This is a genomic window from Xanthomonas sp. NCPPB 3200 (assembly GCF_056393585.1).
In genome coordinates this window covers 996,110-1,011,891 of record NZ_CM150785.1, presented here as the reverse complement: position 1 = coordinate 1,011,891, position 15,782 = coordinate 996,110, and the positions used below count along the sequence as shown (strand labels likewise).

Sequence of the window (15,782 nt, the reverse complement as noted above, 5' to 3'; positions counted from 1 at the left end):
CCGCGAGGTCGGCAAGTCCGTCAGCGGACCGGAGGGAACACTCCACATCCTCGACAACATCAGCTTGACGGTCAGTGAAGGCGACAGTATCGCCATCGTCGGCGCGTCCGGCTCGGGCAAGACCACCCTGCTCGGCCTGCTGGCCGGGCTGGACCTGCCCAGCCGCGGCAGCATCGCGCTCTCCGGCCAGCAGCTGGGCCAGTTGGACGAAGAGGCGCGTGCCGCCCTGCGCGCGCGCGAGGTGGGCTTCGTGTTCCAGAGCTTCCATCTGCTGCCGGCACTCACCGCCGAAGAAAACATCGCGCTGCCGCTGGAACTGGCCGGGCGCGAGGACCCGGCGCGGGTGCGCGAGGTACTGGAGGCGGTGGGCCTGAGCGCGCGCGCGCGCCACTACCCGCGCCAGCTGTCCGGCGGCGAGCAGCAACGTGTGGCGCTGGCACGCGCCTTCGTGGCCAAACCGCGCATCCTGTTTGCCGACGAGCCCACCGGCAGCCTGGACCAGGCCACCGGCGCGCAGATCAGCGACCTGCTGTTTGCGCTCAATGCCACCAGCGATACCACCCTGGTGCTGGTGACCCACGACATGACGCTGGCGCAGCGCTGCAACCACATCTACCGCATCGACAGCGGCCGCCTGCACGCCCAGCCCGGTTCGGCCGCATGAACGTGCTGCGCCAAGCCGCGCGCGCGGTGCGCCGCGAATTCCTGGCCGGCGACCTGCTGACCGTGTTCGCCGCGCTGGTGCTGGGCGTGGCGGTGATGACGGCCGTCGGCACGCTGGTCGATCGGGTGACCCTGGCGCTGACCTCCAGCGCGGCCGAGGTGCTCGGTGGCGATCTCGGCGTGACCGGCCGCCAGGAGATTCCGGCCGACTTCGCCGCGGAAGCGCAGCGGCGTGGCTTGCAGAGCACGCGCATGGTCAGCTTCCCCAGCGTGCTGTTCCATGGCGACGCCAGCCAGATGGCCAATATCCGCGGGGTTGGCGCGGGCTACCCGCTGCGTGGGCAATTGCTGGTGTCCACGGACAGTGCCGGCATGCAGGGCAAGCCTGCGGGCGCACCACCGCCGGGCCAGGCCTATGCCGATCCCCGCCTGCTGGAGGCCCTGGGCCTGCGCGTGGGCGAACAGCTGGAATTCGGCGCCGGCCATCTCACCATCACCGGCGTGCTGCGGGCCGAACCGGATGCCTCCGGCGAGCTGATGCAGCTGTCGCCGCCGCTGCTGGTCAATCGCGCCGATATTGATGGTGCCGGCCTGCTCGGCCCGGGCAGCCGCGCCTCGTACCGGCTGATGTTTTCCGGCGCGCCCGCTGCCATCGCCGACTTGCGTACCTGGCTGAAACCGCGCGCCAGCGAATACCGCCTGGTCGGCATCGAGGACACCCAGCGCGGCATGCGTGCGGCGTTCGACCGTGCGGGCCGTTTCCTGGCCCTGTCGGCGTTGCTGGCGGTGCTGTTGTCCGGTGTGGCCACTGCCTTGGCAGCCAACCGCTTTGCGATGCGGCGTATCGACACCGTGGCGGTGTTGCGCTGCCTGGGCGCACGTCAGCGCGACATCCTGGCGATGCTGTCGCTGCAATTGCTGTTGACCGCGATCCCTGCCTGCCTGGTCGGTATCGGCTTAGGCATGCTCGCGCAGGAAGGCCTGGTGCAGGCGCTGGGCAGCCTGATCCCGAACCGGCTGCCGCTGCCGCAGGCCACCCCTGCCCTGGCCGGTGCAGGCATCGGCCTGGTGCTGTTGCTGGGCTTCGGCCTGCCGCCGCTGCTGCGGCTGCGCAACGTGCCGCCGATGCGCGTGCTCAACCGCAGCTTTGCCGCGGTGCCGCCGAGTTCCTTGCTGGTCTACGCCGCGGCATTGGCGGCCACGTTGGCGCTGACCGTGTACGCGACCGGCAACCTGGTGCTGGCCGGCTGGGTGCTGGGTGGCCTGGCCGCATTGGCGCTGGTGGCGATGGCGCTGGGACTGGGTCTGCTGGCCCTGCTGCGGCCGATCCAGCACCGCCTGCGCGGCGCCTGGAAGCTGGGCCTGGCCTCGCTGACGCGGCGCCGCGGGCTGAGCGTGGTGCAGCTGGTCGGGCTGTCGCTGTCGTTGTGCGCGCTGCTATTGCTGGCGGTGGTCGGCCCCGGCCTGCTCGGGCAATGGCGCGATCGGCTGCCGGCGGACACGCCCAACTATTTCCTGATGAATATCCAGCCCGAGCAGACCGAACCGGTGCTGCAGACGCTGCGCGGCCTGGGTGTGCAGGATGCGGCCGTGGAGCCGTTTTCGACCGGGCGCCTGGTGGCGATCAACGACAAGCCGCCACTGCGCGGCGACCGCGATCCGGCCGACGATGGCGACGGCGACAACCGGCCGGTCAATTTCTCCTGGCGGCATGCATTTCCGCCGGCAAACACCTTGCTGGAAGGCAAGTTCTGGGCGGCCGACAGCACCGCGCCGGAGGCCTCGGTGGAAGAAGGCTGGGCGCAGCGGTATCAGCTCAAACTGGGCGACCGCATCACCCTGCTGCTGGGCGAGCAGCAGCGCAGCTTCACCGTCACCAGCATCCGCGAGGCCGACTGGGACTCGTTCCGGGTCAACTTCTTCCTGCTGCTCAACCAGGGCTCGGTCGGCGATGCGCCGTACAACCTGATTTCCAGCCTCCACCTGCCGCCCGGCAACGCGCCCAAGCTGGCGTCGCTGAGCCGCGACTACCCCAACATTTCGGTGCTGGATATCGATGCGATCCTCGGCCGCGTACGCGAGGTGATCGACCAGGTGGCGCAGGCGGTGCAACTGGTGATGGGTTTCAGCCTGCTGGCCGGCGTGCTGGTGCTGCTGGCGGCCTTGCAGGCCACCGCCGGCGAGCGCCGCTATGACAGCGCGGTGCTGCGCACGCTGGGCGCGCGCCGCGGCCAGTTGCGTGGCGCGGTGCTGGTGGAGTTCGGCACGCTCGGCCTGCTGGCGGCGACGCTGGCGGTGACCGCCGCCGCGGTGATCGGGGCGGTGGTCGGGCAAAAGGCGTTCGAGATCGCGTTGACGCCGGACTGGCCGCGCCTGCTGCTCGGCGGCGCGTTTGGCCTTGCGCTGAGTCTGCTGGCCGGCTGGTCGGGCACGCGCCGCATCCTGTCCACGCCGCCGGCCTTGGCACTGCGGACCGACTAAGGCCGGGTCGGTTGAACCCGCGGACGGGCGGCGCGCAGGCGTCGCCCGTCCGCGTTCCGTCACACCGCTGCATATACCGGCAGCGCATAAGCACCTTGCCAATCGTACGTTCGCAGCGGCGACCGGACTGCCTACAGTGGTGTGTCCGGCCGCCGGCCCAGGCGGCCATCCGTTGCCGTCGAGGTGCCACCGTCATGGCCAGCATCACTTCCGCTGCGCGTGCGCAGCCGCCGCGCGATGCGGTTTCCCCAAAGCACTCTTCCAGCGTCCGGATCGTGCCGTTCGACGCCCCGCTGGGCGCCGAAGTGATCGGCCTGGATCTGTCACAGCCACTGGATGCAGACACCTTCGCGCGTATCCATCAGGCGCATCTGGACTACCACGTGCTGGTGTTCCGCGAGCAACGCATCACGCCGGCGCAGCAGGTCGCTTTCAGCCGTCGCTTCGGCCCGTTGCAGATCCATGTGCTGCGCAACTTCCAGTTGCGCGGACATCCGGAAGTGCTGGTGGTGTCCAACATCAAGGAGAACGGCGAGCCGATCGGCCTGGGTGATGCCGGCCACTACTGGCACTCGGACCTGTCGTACAAGGACACCCCCAGCCTGGGCTCGCTGTTGCATGCGCAGGAATTGCCCAGCGAAGGCGGCGACACCTTGTTCGCCAACCAGCACCTGGCCTGGCAGACCCTGCCCGACGCGCTCAAGCACGCGGTGCAGGACCTGCGTGCCGAGCACAGCTATCTGGCCAAGTACGAAGAACTGCGTGCGCGCAATCCGTGGCGCCCGGCGCTGACGCCGGAGCAGATTGCCGAAGTAAAGCCGGTGCAGCATCCAATCGTGCGCACCCATCCGGAAACCGGCCAGAAAGCGCTGTTTGTCAGCGAGCATTTCACCACCCGCATCGTCGGCTTGCCCGACGACGAAAGTGCTGCACTGCTGCAGGCCCTGTTCGCACACAGCACCGGCGATGCGCTGGTGTATCGGCATCGCTGGCAGCCGCACGACATGGTGTTCTGGGACAACCGCTCGGTCATGCATCTGGCCGCCGGCACGCCCGATCATCTGCGTCGCCGGCTCAACCGCACCACCATCGAAGGCGATGCGCCGTTCTAGCCAAGGTGCTGCCTCGCGCGCGTTTCGCAACACGTAATGCGCTGGGAAACGCGCCCTCTTCCTCCCCCCTCGACTGGAGCGCCGCATGCGTTTGACCGTCACCTCTCACGCACGTCCGCAGCGCCGACGTTTTTCCCGACATGTCGCGCTGCTGCTCCTGGCCGCATTGCCGTTGCTGCACAGCGCGCATGCGCAGGCCGAAGGAAAGCTGCGCATCGCCAAACAGTTCGGCATCGTCTATCTGTTGCTGGACGTGGCACAGGATCAGAAGCTGATCGAGCAGCAGGGCAAGGCCGCCGGCGTGGACATCGACGTGCAGTTCCTGCAGTTGTCCGGTGGCGCCGCCGTCAACGATGCCTTGCTGACCGGTTCGATCGATATCGCCGGTGCCGGTGTCGGGCCGTTGTTCACCATCTGGGACCGCACGCATGGCCGCCAGAACGTGCGCGGCGTGGCGTCGCTGGGCAACTTCCCGTACTACCTGATCAGCAACAATCCGCGCATCAAGAGCATCGGCGATTTCACCCCGCAGGACCGCATCGCGGTGCCGGCCACCGGCGTGTCGGTGCAGTCGCGTTTCCTGCAGCATGCCTCCCAGCAACGCTGGGGCGACAAGGGCACCCACCAGCTGGATCCGCTGCAGGTGGCCTTGCCGCACCCGGACGCGGCCGCCGCGATCATCCGTGGCCGCACCGAGATCACCGCGCATTTCGCCAGCCCGCCATTCCAGGAGCAGGAACTGGCGCGCAACCCGGCCGCGCACATCGTGACCAGTTCCTACGAGATCGAAGGCGGCCCCTCCTCGGCCACCGTGCTGTATGCCACCGAGAAATTCCGCCGCGACAATCCCAAGACCTATCGCGCCTTCGTCGCGGCGCTGAATCAGGCCGCACGCTTCGTCACCGCGCATCCGGAGCAGGCGGCGGATATCTTCCTGCGTCGCAATGGATCGAGCATCGATCGCGCGCTGGTGCTGCAGATCCTCAAGGACCCGAAAGTGCAGTTCACCGTGGTGCCGCAGAACACGCTGGGGCTGGGCAAGTTCATGCAGCACAGTGGCGCGATCAAGCAGACCCCGGGCAAGCTGGGCGACTACTTCTTCGACGACCCGCTGATTGCGGGCGGGAGTTGAGCGATGAGTCCGTCCACCCCATTGCTGCAGGTCGATCACGTCAGCCTGGAATACGCCTCGGCGCAACGCGTGGTGCGCGCCACCCATCGCGTGCGCTTCGATGTGCATGAAGCCGATCGCTTCGTGCTGCTGGGGCCTTCGGGTTGCGGCAAATCCACCCTGCTCAAGGCGGTGGCCGGCTTCGTCACCCCGCGCGAGGGGCAGATCCGTCTGGATGGCAAGGCGGTCACCGGGCCGGGGCCGGACCGGGTCGTCGTCTTCCAGGAATTCGACCAGCTGGCGCCTTGGAAGACCGTACGCGAGAACGTGGTGTTCGGCCTGCGCGCAGCCCGCAGGCTGTCGCGTGCCGAGGCGCGCGAACGTGCCGACGACAGCCTGGCGCAGGTCGGGCTGAGCGCGTTTGCCCAGGCCTACCCGCACACCTTGTCCGGCGGCATGAAGCAACGCGTGGCGATTGCACGCGCGCTGGCGATGCGGCCGCGCGTGTTGCTGATGGACGAGCCGTTCGCCGCACTCGATGCGCTGACGCGTTCGCGCATGCAGGAGCAGGTGCTGGAGCTGTGGGAGCAATCGCGCTTCACCTTGTTGTTCGTCACCCATTCGATCGAGGAGGCGTTGGTGGTCGGCAATCGCGTGCTGCTGTTGTCGCCGCATCCGGGCCAGGTGCGCGCCGAGCTCAACGCGCATGCGTTCGGCCCGCACAGCGCCGGCAGCGTGGCATTCCAGCAGACCGCGCAGCGCATTCATCGGCTGCTGTTCGACCTGCCCGACGACGCCCTGGAAGACGCCAAGGTGGCGCCGCTGCGTCGCCCGGCCGAGCGCCAACGCGAGGCGCTGCCATGAGCCGCAGCAACGCCACCGCGCTGCCGCCACTGCCACCGGTGCGGGCCGAGTACGAAGTCGCCCTGCAGCCGCTGGACCCGGCATTGGTTGCAGCCGCCGCGCCGACGCGCTGGCAGGCACCGCCGTGGCTGCGCAAGGCGCTGGTGCTGGTGGTGCTGGTCGCGGTGTGGGAGATCGCCGCACGCGTGGTCGGCGACGATCTGATGCTGCCCAGCGCGCTGCAGACCGCACGCGCGTTCTACGACGGGCTGCTGTCCGGCGAGCTGCTGCGCCGCGTGGGCGCTTCGCTGCGCGTACTGGCGCAGGGCTATGCGCTCGGCGTGGTGCTGGCCTTCGTGCTGACCGCGCTGGCCGCTTCCACGCGCTGGGGCCGCGACGTGCTCGGCACGCTGACCGCCATGTTCAATCCGCTGCCGGCGATCGCGCTGCTGCCGCTGGCCTTGCTGTGGTTCGGCCTGGGCACCGGCAGCCTGGTGTTCGTGCTGGTGCATTCGGTGCTGTGGCCGCTGGCGCTGACCACCTACGCCGGTTTCCAGGCCGTGCCGGAAACCCTGCGCATGGCCGGGCGCAATTACGGATTGCGTGGGCCGCGCTACGTGGCGCAGCTGCTGATTCCCGCCGCGCTACCGGCGATCCTGTCCGGGCTGAAGATCGGCTGGGCCTTCGCCTGGCGCACCCTGATCGCCGCCGAGCTGGTGTTCGGCGCCACCTCCGGCCAGGGCGGCCTGGGCTGGTACATCTTCCAGAACCGCAACGAGCTGTATACCGATCGCGTGTTCGCCGGCCTGGCGATGGTGATCGTGCTGGGGCTGCTGGTGGAAGGCGTGGTGTTCCAGGCCATCGAGCGGCTGACCGTGCGCCGCTGGGGCATGCAGCGCTAAGGGGTGAGCGCGGGAGCCACTGGCGCAGCGATGCATAACCAGGCGTTTTGCCTGGCCACGCTGCAGATGAACGTGTTGCGCCGGCCACCAACGCCCTGAGCCCGCGTGCCGGGCTCATCGGCACGGTCGCGTGCGCTTAACGGGGCTGGCTTATGCTGCCGCCCCCTTACCTGCCGTCTGCCGTCATGCCTACCGCCCCCTTCACTGCCTATCTGTATCCGGTGCTGTTGCTGATCGCCAGCAACGTGTTCATGACCTTTGCCTGGTACGGGCATCTGAAGTACAAGAGCACGCCGCTGATGATCGCGATCCTGGTCAGCTGGGGCATCGCGTTCTTCGAATACTGCCTGCAGGTACCGGGCAACCGCCTGGGCAGCGCGGTGTACTCGGCGCCGCAGCTCAAGGGCATGCAGGAAGTGATCACGCTGCTGGTGTTCGCCGGCTTCTCGACCTTCTACCTGGGCCAATCGTTGAAGTGGAATCACTGGGCCGCATTCGGCTTGATCCTGGTCGCGGCATTCCTGATGTTCAAGGAATAATGACCAAGCGCCGTCTCGCCGGTAGGAGCGCACCCGGGCGCGACCTCGCAAGAGCGTCCTGCGGCGCGATGGGCGTTCTCGGGAATGCCACGTCGCGCCCGGGTGCGCTCCTACGGAATGCGGGCGCCTAATTCGCCGGTTCGACCCACTGCGCGAACACCGCGTCCTGTTTGGTTTTCGGATGCAGGCCGGGGCGGCGTATCGAGCAACCTGGCCCAGCGCGTGCGCACCTTGGCCCCCATCGCTCTGGGCGCCCAGCCGTCTCGCTCGTAGGAGCGCACCAGGGCGCGACCTCGCAGGAGCGTCCCGGGCGCGATGGGCCTTCTCGGGAATGCCACGTCGCGCCCGGGGGCGCTCCTACGGAATGCGGGTGCCTAGTTTGCCGGTTCGACCCACTGCGCGAACACCGCGTCCAGCTGCGCGTCTTTGACCCGCTTGCCGCTCTGCACCGCCTCGGCCTGCTGGAACATCGGCATGATCATCGCCATGCCGTCCGGCTTGGTCTTCAGATGCAGGCCGGGTGGCGTATCGAGCAACCTGGCCCAGCGCGTGCGCACCTTGGCCCAGTAGCCCTGGGTGCCCTTCCAGTACGCATAGGCCGGGGCGAAGTCGACCTCGGTGGTCTTGCGGTAATCGTTGAAACCGAACTCGCGCGCGATCGCTTCCTGGCTGCCGTCGGGCTTGCGCAGTACCTTGGTGTTGAACTGTTCGTGGGTCCAGCCGTTGGGCGTGAGCGTGTGGCGATTGATCACCGCGAGCGCGTTGTAGTCGCTGCGCTTGGTGTATTCGCGGCGCGGCAACGGGCGCCAGCTCAGGTCGCTGGTCCAGGTGGGATGGCCGTCGGCATAGTCCCAGCGCCCGGTGCCGCAATAGCGTGGCGCGTCGCTGACCTCGTAGACGCACTGGGTCCAGGCGCCGGTGGTGACTGCCGGCGGCAGCGCATGCACCGTCCAGGTCTGATCGGCGCTGAATTCGAAACGCTGCGGCGCCTCGTAGATCCAGTCCTGCCGCCAATGCTTGGTCACGTGCCTGCTCTTCTCGTCGACCAGCAGATGCTGCAACACCAGCTTGCGCGGTGAATCTTCCACCACGATCACCACTTCGCTGGCGCCGCTGCGCATGGCCGATGCACGCTCGTAACCGGGCTTGAGCAACACCGTCTCGTCAAAGGCAAAGTCCACCGCGTATTCGCCCTGCATCGCCAGGATGCTCTGCCGATCGCGCTGGGCGTCGGCGGCGGCAATCAACGGCAACAGGCTCAGCGTCACTGCGATACAACGGGGAAACGTTCGGCTCATCGGAACTCTCGGGAGTGGTTGGAGACGTCAGCGGCTTAGGCGCACCAGCGACGTGGTCATGTCGGATGGGTTGTTGTTGCTGGATGTGGTCGAGGCCGTGCGCAAGGCGGCAGCGCGCGCGCAGCAGCAATCGTCCACCTCCACGCGGCCGTCGATGCCCTCTTCGCGCGCCAGGCGTGCGGCGACCTCCGCACCCAGCGCCGACACGGTTGCCAGGCTGGCGACAAACGGTTGCTCGCGGGCGGCGGCCGCCTGCAGGCGCAGTGCGCTCAATCGCCACGCCTCCCCACGCATGCGCCCGGCCAGACGACGCCACAGCCGCTCGCCGACGCCCAGCTCATGGGTTTCCATCGGCAATGGCGGCAGCCGCGAGACCAGGCGATCCCAGATCAGGAAATCGCTGTCAGGCAGCAGGCAGATGCGCCAGCAGCACTGCCCCTCGGCATCGAAGAACCAGATGCTCTCACGCACGCCATCGCTGTCGACCTGCCGGCACGCCGCCGCATCCACCGCGTGCTGCCAGCCATCCAGTTCGTTGCCCAATGCGGGCCGGTACAGGCACAGCACCGTACCCAACGCCGCCAACTGCTGCGGACGCGGCAGCGCAGCGCGGGTGGCACGTGCATGCGACAACGACGGCAGCGGGCGGGCGATGGACATGGCCGCTACCAGCTCACCGCCAGGCTGACCGAGGCGGTGCGCCCGGCGCCGGTGAAGCGATCGAGCACCGTGCTGCTGGCCAGCGTACCGTTGGGCAGCGCATTCCAGTCCACATAGCGGCGGTCGGCGAGATTGAAAATGCCGGCGGTGACCTTGGCACCGGGTGCGAACTGCCAATGCCCCAACAGGTCCAGCGTGGCGTAGCCGGCCGGGGTGTAATAGCTGTCCAGCTGCGGGCGACGCTTGCGCGCGACGAAGGTGCCGATCAGTTCCGCGCCCCAGGCATCGCTGTCGAAGGCCACGCCGAGCGTGCCGCGCAGCGGGTCGACCGAGTTGAGCGGGGTGTTGTCGGTGAGATTGTCGCCTTCCGCATACGCCACGGCGCTGTTGAGCGACCAACCCTGCCAGCCGGCCAGCGCGCCCAGGTCGATTCCGCCGCGCGCTTCGGCACCCTTGATCACCACATCGTCCACGTTGCGCGACTGGAACAGCATCAGCCCTTCGGCATTGAAGCCGGCCGGCGCATACGATTCGATGAAGTTGCGGTAGTCGGTGTAGTACACGCTGACACCGAGATAGCCGACTGCATCATTGAAACGCAGCCCGAGTTCGCCACCGCGGCTGGTCTCCGATTTCAGATCCGGATTGGCGATGGCGGTGTAGCGCGCCTGCAGATTGGTGAAGCCGATGTTGACGTCGTTGTACGGCGGCGCGCGGAAGCCGTGTGCGTAATTGGCATACGCCGACCACGCGTCCGAAAACCGCCACACCGCACCGAACTTGGGAGACACCTGGGTCTCGTCGATGGTCTCGGCGGCAACGCCGGGATTGTCTTCGCGAAAGATGTCGTCCACCTGCGGCGACAGCCGGAAGTAATCCACGCGCACCCCGGGCGTCAGCGACAGCTGGCCATCGAACAGGCGGATCTCGTCCTGCGCATACAGCCCGAGCTTGGTGGTCTCGCTCTTGGGAAAATCGCGCACCGGGAACACGTCCTGACCGACGCGATTGGTGATTGCGCCATTGGCCAGATTGACCGAGTAGCCATCGCGCTTGGCGCGGGTGTCGGTCCAGGTGCCGTCCAGGCCATAGGTGATGTCGTGGCTGAGCGTGCCGGTGTCGATGGTCTTGTGCGCGTTGACCAGCAGGCCGTGGACGCGCTGATCGAAGTTGTGTTCGTTATGACGGCGGGTGTTGTTGCCGCGTAGCTCGTCGGTACGCTGCAGGCTCTCGCTGTCCTGGCGATACAGCTGCCACTGCAGATCGTCGGCCAGCGCCCAATCCAGCGCATCCAGCTCGTGGCGCAGCGAAACGCGCGCGCGGGTCTGATGGTCGCGTCCGTCCTGCGACAGGATACGCTGCGATGGCGTGGTCACACGCGGGTCGATGCCGGTCAATGCATCGATGCTGCCGTAGTCTTCGTTGCCTTCCACGGTGAGCTTGAAACGCTGCTGCGCGCTGGGCGCGTACACCAGCTTGGCCAGCACGCTGCGGCCATCGATGCGCTGCGGGTTGGCCGCAGTACGGGTGAAATCGCGGCTGCGGTTGTCGCCCTGGTTCTGTGCTTCCTGGCCCTGGCGATGACTGACCGCCACCATGCCGCTCCAGCGCTCGCCGCCGAACGCGCCGGTGGCACAGGCGAACAGGCCGTTCCAGTCGCCTTCGTAGCCGAACTTCAGGCCGACATAGCTGTGCTTGTCGGCACTCAGGTAATCGGATGGATCCTTGGTGACGAAGGCCACCACGCCGCCCAGCGCGTCGGAACCGTACAGCGAGCTGGCCGGCCCGCGCACCACTTCGACGCGCTTGAGCGTTTCCAGATCGACGAAGTTGCGATTGGCGTTGAGGTAGCTGCCGAAACTGAAGGTGTCCGACACCGGCACGTTGTCGACCAGGATCGCCACACGGTTGCCGTCCAGCCCGCGGATGCGGATACCGTTGGCGCCGGTGAAGCGGCCGCTGGTGCTGGTCACCGACACGCCGGGCGTGTAGCGGAACAGATCCTTGAGCTCGCGCACCAGTTGGTTGTCCAGTTGTTCGCGATCGATCACATCCACGGTGCTCGGCACATCGACCAGGGCACGCTGGGTGCGCGTGGCGGTCACCTGCAAGCGGTCGAAGTCGTGAACCTCATGCGCGGCATCACCACTGGCGGCGAGGTCGGCAGCGTGGGCACTCAACGGAAGAGCGGGCAGCGCAAGCGACAGCGCGACCACCAGCGGATGCAGGCGAATCATCGGGAACCTTTGAGGGAAGTTCCCGGCAGCGTGTGCTGCAGACTAGGCCGCGACCGGCCGCCGGGAAAGAGCGTGGGATGCGCGGACGGCGGCGGCAACGCCCGCGGCAGACAACCCGATCCCCTGCGCCACTGCGCGGAATCGGAGGGTGGAACTTACTTGGTCAGAATGAGCTTGTCATTGCTGGTGTGGCGCAGGCGATAGACGCGGTCGCCATGCTGGATCAGCACTTCGCGACGGCCTTTGAGCAGCGCCTCGCTGCTGATGAGGTCTTCTGCGGGGACGGCGCGCGGAGCAGCACGGTCGCGCAGGTTGACCGGTTCGGAGCGGAGCAGCACGGGATGAGCGGTCATGATCTGGATCTCCAGTCGGTTGGCCAGACAAATAATAACCATTCTCATTTAATGATCAAGAGCCATTCTCATCTTCTTGACACGACCTTTGCATGGTTCAGACGATTTCGATTCACCAATCCTATTGAAAAGATTCAGCCGCGATTTCTGATTGGGGTTTTTCCGTGCACAGTTCTTGGCCTTGCTGATCACATCGGTGGTGAGGACTACGCTGGGCAAGCGCGAGGACTGAGCGGACGGCAGCACCTTGCGATGCATGGATTTGGCTGGCGTGCACGACCTGCCAGGTGCAGCCTCTTGTTCGCGTTGAGAACCAACAAACCAACGCAGCGCAGTCGACTGTCCCGCACGCATGCACCGCACAGGGCACTCCTCAGCGCGTCGCCCCCTCCACCCGTGCCCAACCGTCGGCATCGACCTGGGTCAGGGTCTCCAGCGCGCCGAGATTTTCTTCCAGCTGCGCGACCCGGCTGGCCCCCAGGATCACCGTGGACACGTGCGGGTTGCGCAGGCACCAGGCGATCGCCAGGCGTGCGGGCGACTGGCCCAGCTCGGTGGCCAACGCGCAGAAGGCGCGGGCGCGTTCCAGGCGGCGCGCTTCCGGTGCGCCCAGCACTTCGTCCTGCAGCCACTGATTGCCCGGCTGGCCGAGGCGGCTGTCCGCGTCCACGCCGGCGTTGTACTTACCGGTCAGCAGGCCCGAGGCCAGCGGCGACCAGATCGTGGTGCCCAGCCCGCCCTCGCACAGCGGCGCGTATTCGCGCTCCAGCCGGTCGCGGTGCAGCAGGTTGTACTGCGGTTGCTCCATCGCCGGAGCGTGCAGGTGTTCCTGCTCGGCGATGCTGATGGCCTCGCGCAACTGCTCGGCGCTCCACTCGGAGGTGCCCCAGTACAACACTTTGCCCTGGCGGATCAGGGCATCCATGCTGCGCACGGTTTCGCGGATCGGCGTGTCCGGATCGGGCCGGTGGCAGAAGTACAGGTCCAGATAGTCCACGCGCAGGCGCTTGAGCGCGGCATGGCAGGCGTCGGTGACATGCTTGCGCGAGAGTCCGCGCTGGGTCGGACGTGGGCTGTCCACCGCGCCGAAGAACACCTTGCTCGACACGCAGTAACCATCGCGCGGCAGGCGCAGGTCGGCGATCACATCGCCCATCACTTCTTCGGCGCGGCCGCGTGCGTAGACCTCGGCGTTGTCGAAGAAATTGATGCCGTTGTCCCAGGCGGCGGCAATCAGGTTGCGCGCTTCGCTGCGCCCGATCTGCTTGCCGAAGGTGACCCAGGCCCCGAACGACAGGGCCGACAGCTGCAGCCCGGTGGACCCCAGACGACGGTATTGCATTGGCAGACTCCAGCAACCTCCGCGGCGCCCTGCCCCGGATCGGCGTGCGCAGTGTAGGACGTGGTGCTGCCGGGGCGACAGGGTTGCGCGGCATCGATGCCGCTCAAGGTCCCATGCCGGCACGCGCAGGTACCACCGGTTCTATCGCTTCCGGAAAGAAGTGCAAACAGCCAGATGAGCTGCACGTTCTTCCTAGCGTCCATGCCTGGCGCGTGACGCCAGATGGATCGCTTACCGATCACAGCGGCCACGGAGTCCGCAGACATCAACACGTGCTTGACGCATTGCTTGCCGATCAGCAGTGGCAATGCTGGGAGCGTGGTGCCGCGTCCGGGGGCGGGACCGTGTGGCGGCATGGATGCCGCCACCGAGCCTCCAGGGACGGATTCACGGCGTGTCCCGACGCCGGATGCGGCGCCGCGCCGCCGACCAACCATGCGCATGAGATCTTCAGGTTCTCAGTGCAAGCTCCGGTCTACCGAGGGCGCTTGCACGCGTACCGGCGTGGGACACGCCGCAAGTACGTCCATGTAGGCTCTGGCGCGGCATCCATGCCGCTCAAGGTCCCTCGCCGGTACGCGCGCAAGCACCACGGGTTTTGTCGACGGCTGATTGGAAAAGCGGCGTCCGGTAAGGTGATCGCGCTTCGGGGCGCGGTCTTTGCGGGCGACGCTCGGCAGCGAATCGACGCCCCCCCGATCAATGACCTTGCGCAAGCGCGGCTCGCCCGCCCGCGCGCAGGCAACTGCCCGCGCCCGCCCCGGCTCGCCTGCGGGCCAACGGGCGGGCCCTGAATGCTGCTCGCCTTGCCCACGGTCACCCCCTGCTCTAGGCTTCTCGTTTTGCCGTCAGCAGCCCCGGGGATTGGAATGGTCGAAGGTTTGGGAAGGATCGGTTTCGGCCTGTTCGGTCTGGCGGTGCTCATCGGCATCACCTGGCTGTTTTCGAGCAACCGCCGCGCGATCGACTGGAGGCTGGTCGCCACCGGTCTGGCGCTGCAGATTTCGTTCGCCGCGCTGGTGCTGCTGGTGCCGGGCGGACGCGATGTGTTCGACTCGCTGGGCAAGGGCTTCGTCAAGGTGCTGAGCTTCGTCAATGAGGGGTCCACCTTCATTTTCGGCAACCTGATGAACATCGACAGCTACGGCTTCATCTTTGCGTTCCAGGTGCTGCCCACCATCATCTTCTTCTCGGCGCTGATGGGCGTGCTCTACCACCTGGGCGTGATGCAGGTGGTGGTCCGCGCGATGGCGTGGGCAATCACCAAGGTGATGCGCGTGTCCGGTGCGGAAACCACCAGCGTGTGCGCCAGCGTGTTCATCGGCCAGACCGAAGCGCCGCTGACGGTGCGTCCGTACATCCCCAAGATGACCCAGTCCGAGCTGCTGACGATGATGATCGGCGGCATGGCGCATATCGCCGGCGGCGTGCTGGCCGCCTATGTCGGCATGCTCGGTGGCAGCGACCCCGTGCAGCAGGCGTTCTATGCCAAGCATCTGCTCGCTGCCAGCATCATGGCCGCGCCCGCCACCCTGGTGGTGGCCAAGCTGCTGGTGCCGGAGACCGGCACCCCGCTAACCCGCGGCACGGTCAAGATGGAAGTGGAAAAGACCACCAGCAACGTCATCGATGCGGCGGCCGCCGGCGCCGGCGACGGTTTGCGGCTGGCGCTCAACATCGGCGCGATGCTGCTGGCCTTCATTGCGCTGATCGCCTTGATCAACGCACCGCTGACTTGGCTGGGCGAGATCACCGGCGCCGCCGCACTGCTGGGCCGGCCGACCAACCTGTCGACGATCTTCGGCTACGTGCTGGCGCCGATCGCCTGGGTGATCGGCACCCCGTGGGTGGACGCGACCACGGTCGGTTCGCTGATCGGGCAGAAGGTGGTGATCAACGAGTTCGTCGCCTACAGCGAGCTGTCGCGTATCGTGAAGGGCGAAGTGCCGGGCGTTGGCCTGAGCGCGGAAGGTCGGCTGATTGCCACGTATGCGCTGTGCGGCTTTGCCAACTTCAGCTCGATTGCGATCCAGATCGGTGGCATCGGCGGGCTGGCACCGGAACGCCGTCACGATCTGGCCAAATTCGGCCTGCGCGCAGTGCTGGGCGGTTCGATCGCCACGTTCATGACCGCTACCATTGCCGGCGTGCTCTCGCATTTCGGTTGAGGCGGCGCGGGTTCATCGGCGTGACGGTCTAATCACCGCACGCCACGTTTCATTCAGTCATTCAAGTCAAGGG

At 67.1% G+C, this 15,782-nt stretch carries 13 protein-coding genes; 8 read left to right on the top strand and 5 right to left on the bottom strand.

What is annotated here, in order from left to right; translation table 11 throughout:
* Positions 1 to 64: 64 nt before the first annotated feature.
* The 7 genes from AC06DU_RS04220 to AC06DU_RS04190 all read left to right on the top strand — a co-directional run bounded on the left by AC06DU_RS04220 (position 65) and on the right by AC06DU_RS04190 (position 7,651).
* Positions 65 to 664, top strand: coding sequence for an ABC transporter ATP-binding protein (locus AC06DU_RS04220; protein ID WP_024938296.1), 600 nt, complete (start codon positions 65 to 67; stop codon positions 662 to 664).
* A complete protein-coding gene (locus AC06DU_RS04215) occupies positions 661 to 3,144 on the top strand; it encodes an ABC transporter permease (RefSeq protein ID WP_478203654.1) in 2,484 nt (827 codons plus the stop codon). The genes AC06DU_RS04220 and AC06DU_RS04215 overlap by 4 nt, the downstream gene beginning before the upstream one ends.
* 194 nt (positions 3,145 to 3,338) lie before the next feature.
* The gene (locus AC06DU_RS04210) at positions 3,339 to 4,256 is read left to right on the top strand and encodes a TauD/TfdA dioxygenase family protein (RefSeq protein WP_478203652.1); all 918 of its coding nucleotides are present in this window, start codon (positions 3,339 to 3,341) and stop codon (positions 4,254 to 4,256) included.
* An 85-nt stretch (positions 4,257 to 4,341) separates the two neighbouring features.
* On the top strand, positions 4,342 to 5,388 hold the full coding sequence (locus tag AC06DU_RS04205; RefSeq protein ID WP_478203650.1) for an ABC transporter substrate-binding protein: 1,047 nt from the start codon (positions 4,342 to 4,344) through the stop codon (positions 5,386 to 5,388).
* A gap of 3 nt (positions 5,389 to 5,391) precedes the next feature.
* Positions 5,392 to 6,231 (top strand): ABC transporter ATP-binding protein, encoded by an 840-nt coding sequence (locus AC06DU_RS04200; RefSeq protein ID WP_102252746.1) that lies wholly within the window; start codon positions 5,392 to 5,394, stop codon positions 6,229 to 6,231.
* Positions 6,228 to 7,112: an ABC transporter permease gene (locus AC06DU_RS04195; protein ID WP_046345740.1), complete on the top strand. Its 885-nt coding sequence runs from the start codon at positions 6,228 to 6,230 to the stop codon at positions 7,110 to 7,112. The genes AC06DU_RS04200 and AC06DU_RS04195 overlap by 4 nt, the downstream gene beginning before the upstream one ends.
* A 185-nt stretch (positions 7,113 to 7,297) precedes the next feature.
* Complete coding sequence (locus tag AC06DU_RS04190; RefSeq protein WP_024938302.1) at positions 7,298 to 7,651, top strand: DMT family protein; 354 nt, start codon at positions 7,298 to 7,300, stop codon at positions 7,649 to 7,651.
* A 374-nt stretch (positions 7,652 to 8,025) separates the two neighbouring features.
* Here the strand turns inward: AC06DU_RS04190 and AC06DU_RS04185 are convergent, their stop codons facing one another.
* From AC06DU_RS04185 to AC06DU_RS04165, 5 genes are all read right to left on the bottom strand, one after another.
* The gene (locus tag AC06DU_RS04185) at positions 8,026 to 8,949 is read right to left on the bottom strand and encodes a DUF6607 family protein (RefSeq protein ID WP_478203649.1); all 924 of its coding nucleotides are present in this window, start codon (positions 8,947 to 8,949) and stop codon (positions 8,026 to 8,028) included.
* 27 nt (positions 8,950 to 8,976) lie between these two features.
* Complete coding sequence (locus AC06DU_RS04180; RefSeq protein WP_478203647.1) at positions 8,977 to 9,609, bottom strand: Hemin transport protein; 633 nt, start codon at positions 9,607 to 9,609, stop codon at positions 8,977 to 8,979.
* A 5-nt stretch (positions 9,610 to 9,614) separates the two neighbouring features.
* On the bottom strand, positions 9,615 to 11,846 hold the full coding sequence (locus AC06DU_RS04175) for a TonB-dependent hemoglobin/transferrin/lactoferrin family receptor (RefSeq protein ID WP_478203646.1): 2,232 nt from the start codon (positions 11,844 to 11,846) through the stop codon (positions 9,615 to 9,617).
* 155 nt (positions 11,847 to 12,001) lie between these two features.
* On the bottom strand, positions 12,002 to 12,241 hold the full coding sequence (hemP, locus tag AC06DU_RS04170) for a hemin uptake protein HemP (RefSeq protein WP_024938306.1): 240 nt from the start codon (positions 12,239 to 12,241) through the stop codon (positions 12,002 to 12,004).
* Between the two features lie 331 nt (positions 12,242 to 12,572).
* On the bottom strand, positions 12,573 to 13,541 hold the full coding sequence (locus AC06DU_RS04165; RefSeq protein ID WP_065032041.1) for a potassium channel beta subunit family protein: 969 nt from the start codon (positions 13,539 to 13,541) through the stop codon (positions 12,573 to 12,575).
* 869 nt (positions 13,542 to 14,410) lie between these two features.
* Here AC06DU_RS04165 and AC06DU_RS04160 point away from each other — a divergent pair.
* Entirely contained in the window at positions 14,411 to 15,709 is a 1,299-nt protein-coding gene (locus AC06DU_RS04160) for a NupC/NupG family nucleoside CNT transporter (RefSeq protein ID WP_054591385.1), read from the top strand.
* The last annotated feature ends 73 nt before the right edge of the window (positions 15,710 to 15,782 follow it).

Excerpts from the sequence above, each read along its gene's own strand:
- AC06DU_RS04215 (WP_478203654.1), top strand. The coding sequence starts at position 661 with ATGAACGTGCTGCGCCAAGCCGCGCGCGCGGTGCGCCGCGAATTCCTG.
- AC06DU_RS04210 (WP_478203652.1), top strand. The coding sequence starts at position 3,339 with ATGGCCAGCATCACTTCCGCTGCGCGTGCGCAGCCGCCGCGCGATGCG.
- AC06DU_RS04205 (WP_478203650.1), top strand. The coding sequence starts at position 4,342 with ATGCGTTTGACCGTCACCTCTCACGCACGTCCGCAGCGCCGACGTTTT.
- AC06DU_RS04200 (WP_102252746.1), top strand. The coding sequence starts at position 5,392 with ATGAGTCCGTCCACCCCATTGCTGCAGGTCGATCACGTCAGCCTGGAA.
- AC06DU_RS04195 (WP_046345740.1), top strand. The coding sequence starts at position 6,228 with ATGAGCCGCAGCAACGCCACCGCGCTGCCGCCACTGCCACCGGTGCGG.
- AC06DU_RS04190 (WP_024938302.1), top strand. The coding sequence starts at position 7,298 with ATGCCTACCGCCCCCTTCACTGCCTATCTGTATCCGGTGCTGTTGCTG.
- AC06DU_RS04185 (WP_478203649.1), bottom strand. The coding sequence starts at position 8,949 with ATGAGCCGAACGTTTCCCCGTTGTATCGCAGTGACGCTGAGCCTGTTG.
- AC06DU_RS04180 (WP_478203647.1), bottom strand. The coding sequence starts at position 9,609 with ATGTCCATCGCCCGCCCGCTGCCGTCGTTGTCGCATGCACGTGCCACC.
- AC06DU_RS04175 (WP_478203646.1), bottom strand. The coding sequence starts at position 11,846 with ATGATTCGCCTGCATCCGCTGGTGGTCGCGCTGTCGCTTGCGCTGCCC.
- hemP (WP_024938306.1), bottom strand. The coding sequence starts at position 12,241 with ATGGTTATTATTTGTCTGGCCAACCGACTGGAGATCCAGATCATGACC.
- AC06DU_RS04165 (WP_065032041.1), bottom strand. The coding sequence starts at position 13,541 with ATGCAATACCGTCGTCTGGGGTCCACCGGGCTGCAGCTGTCGGCCCTG.
- AC06DU_RS04160 (WP_054591385.1), top strand. The coding sequence starts at position 14,411 with ATGGTCGAAGGTTTGGGAAGGATCGGTTTCGGCCTGTTCGGTCTGGCG.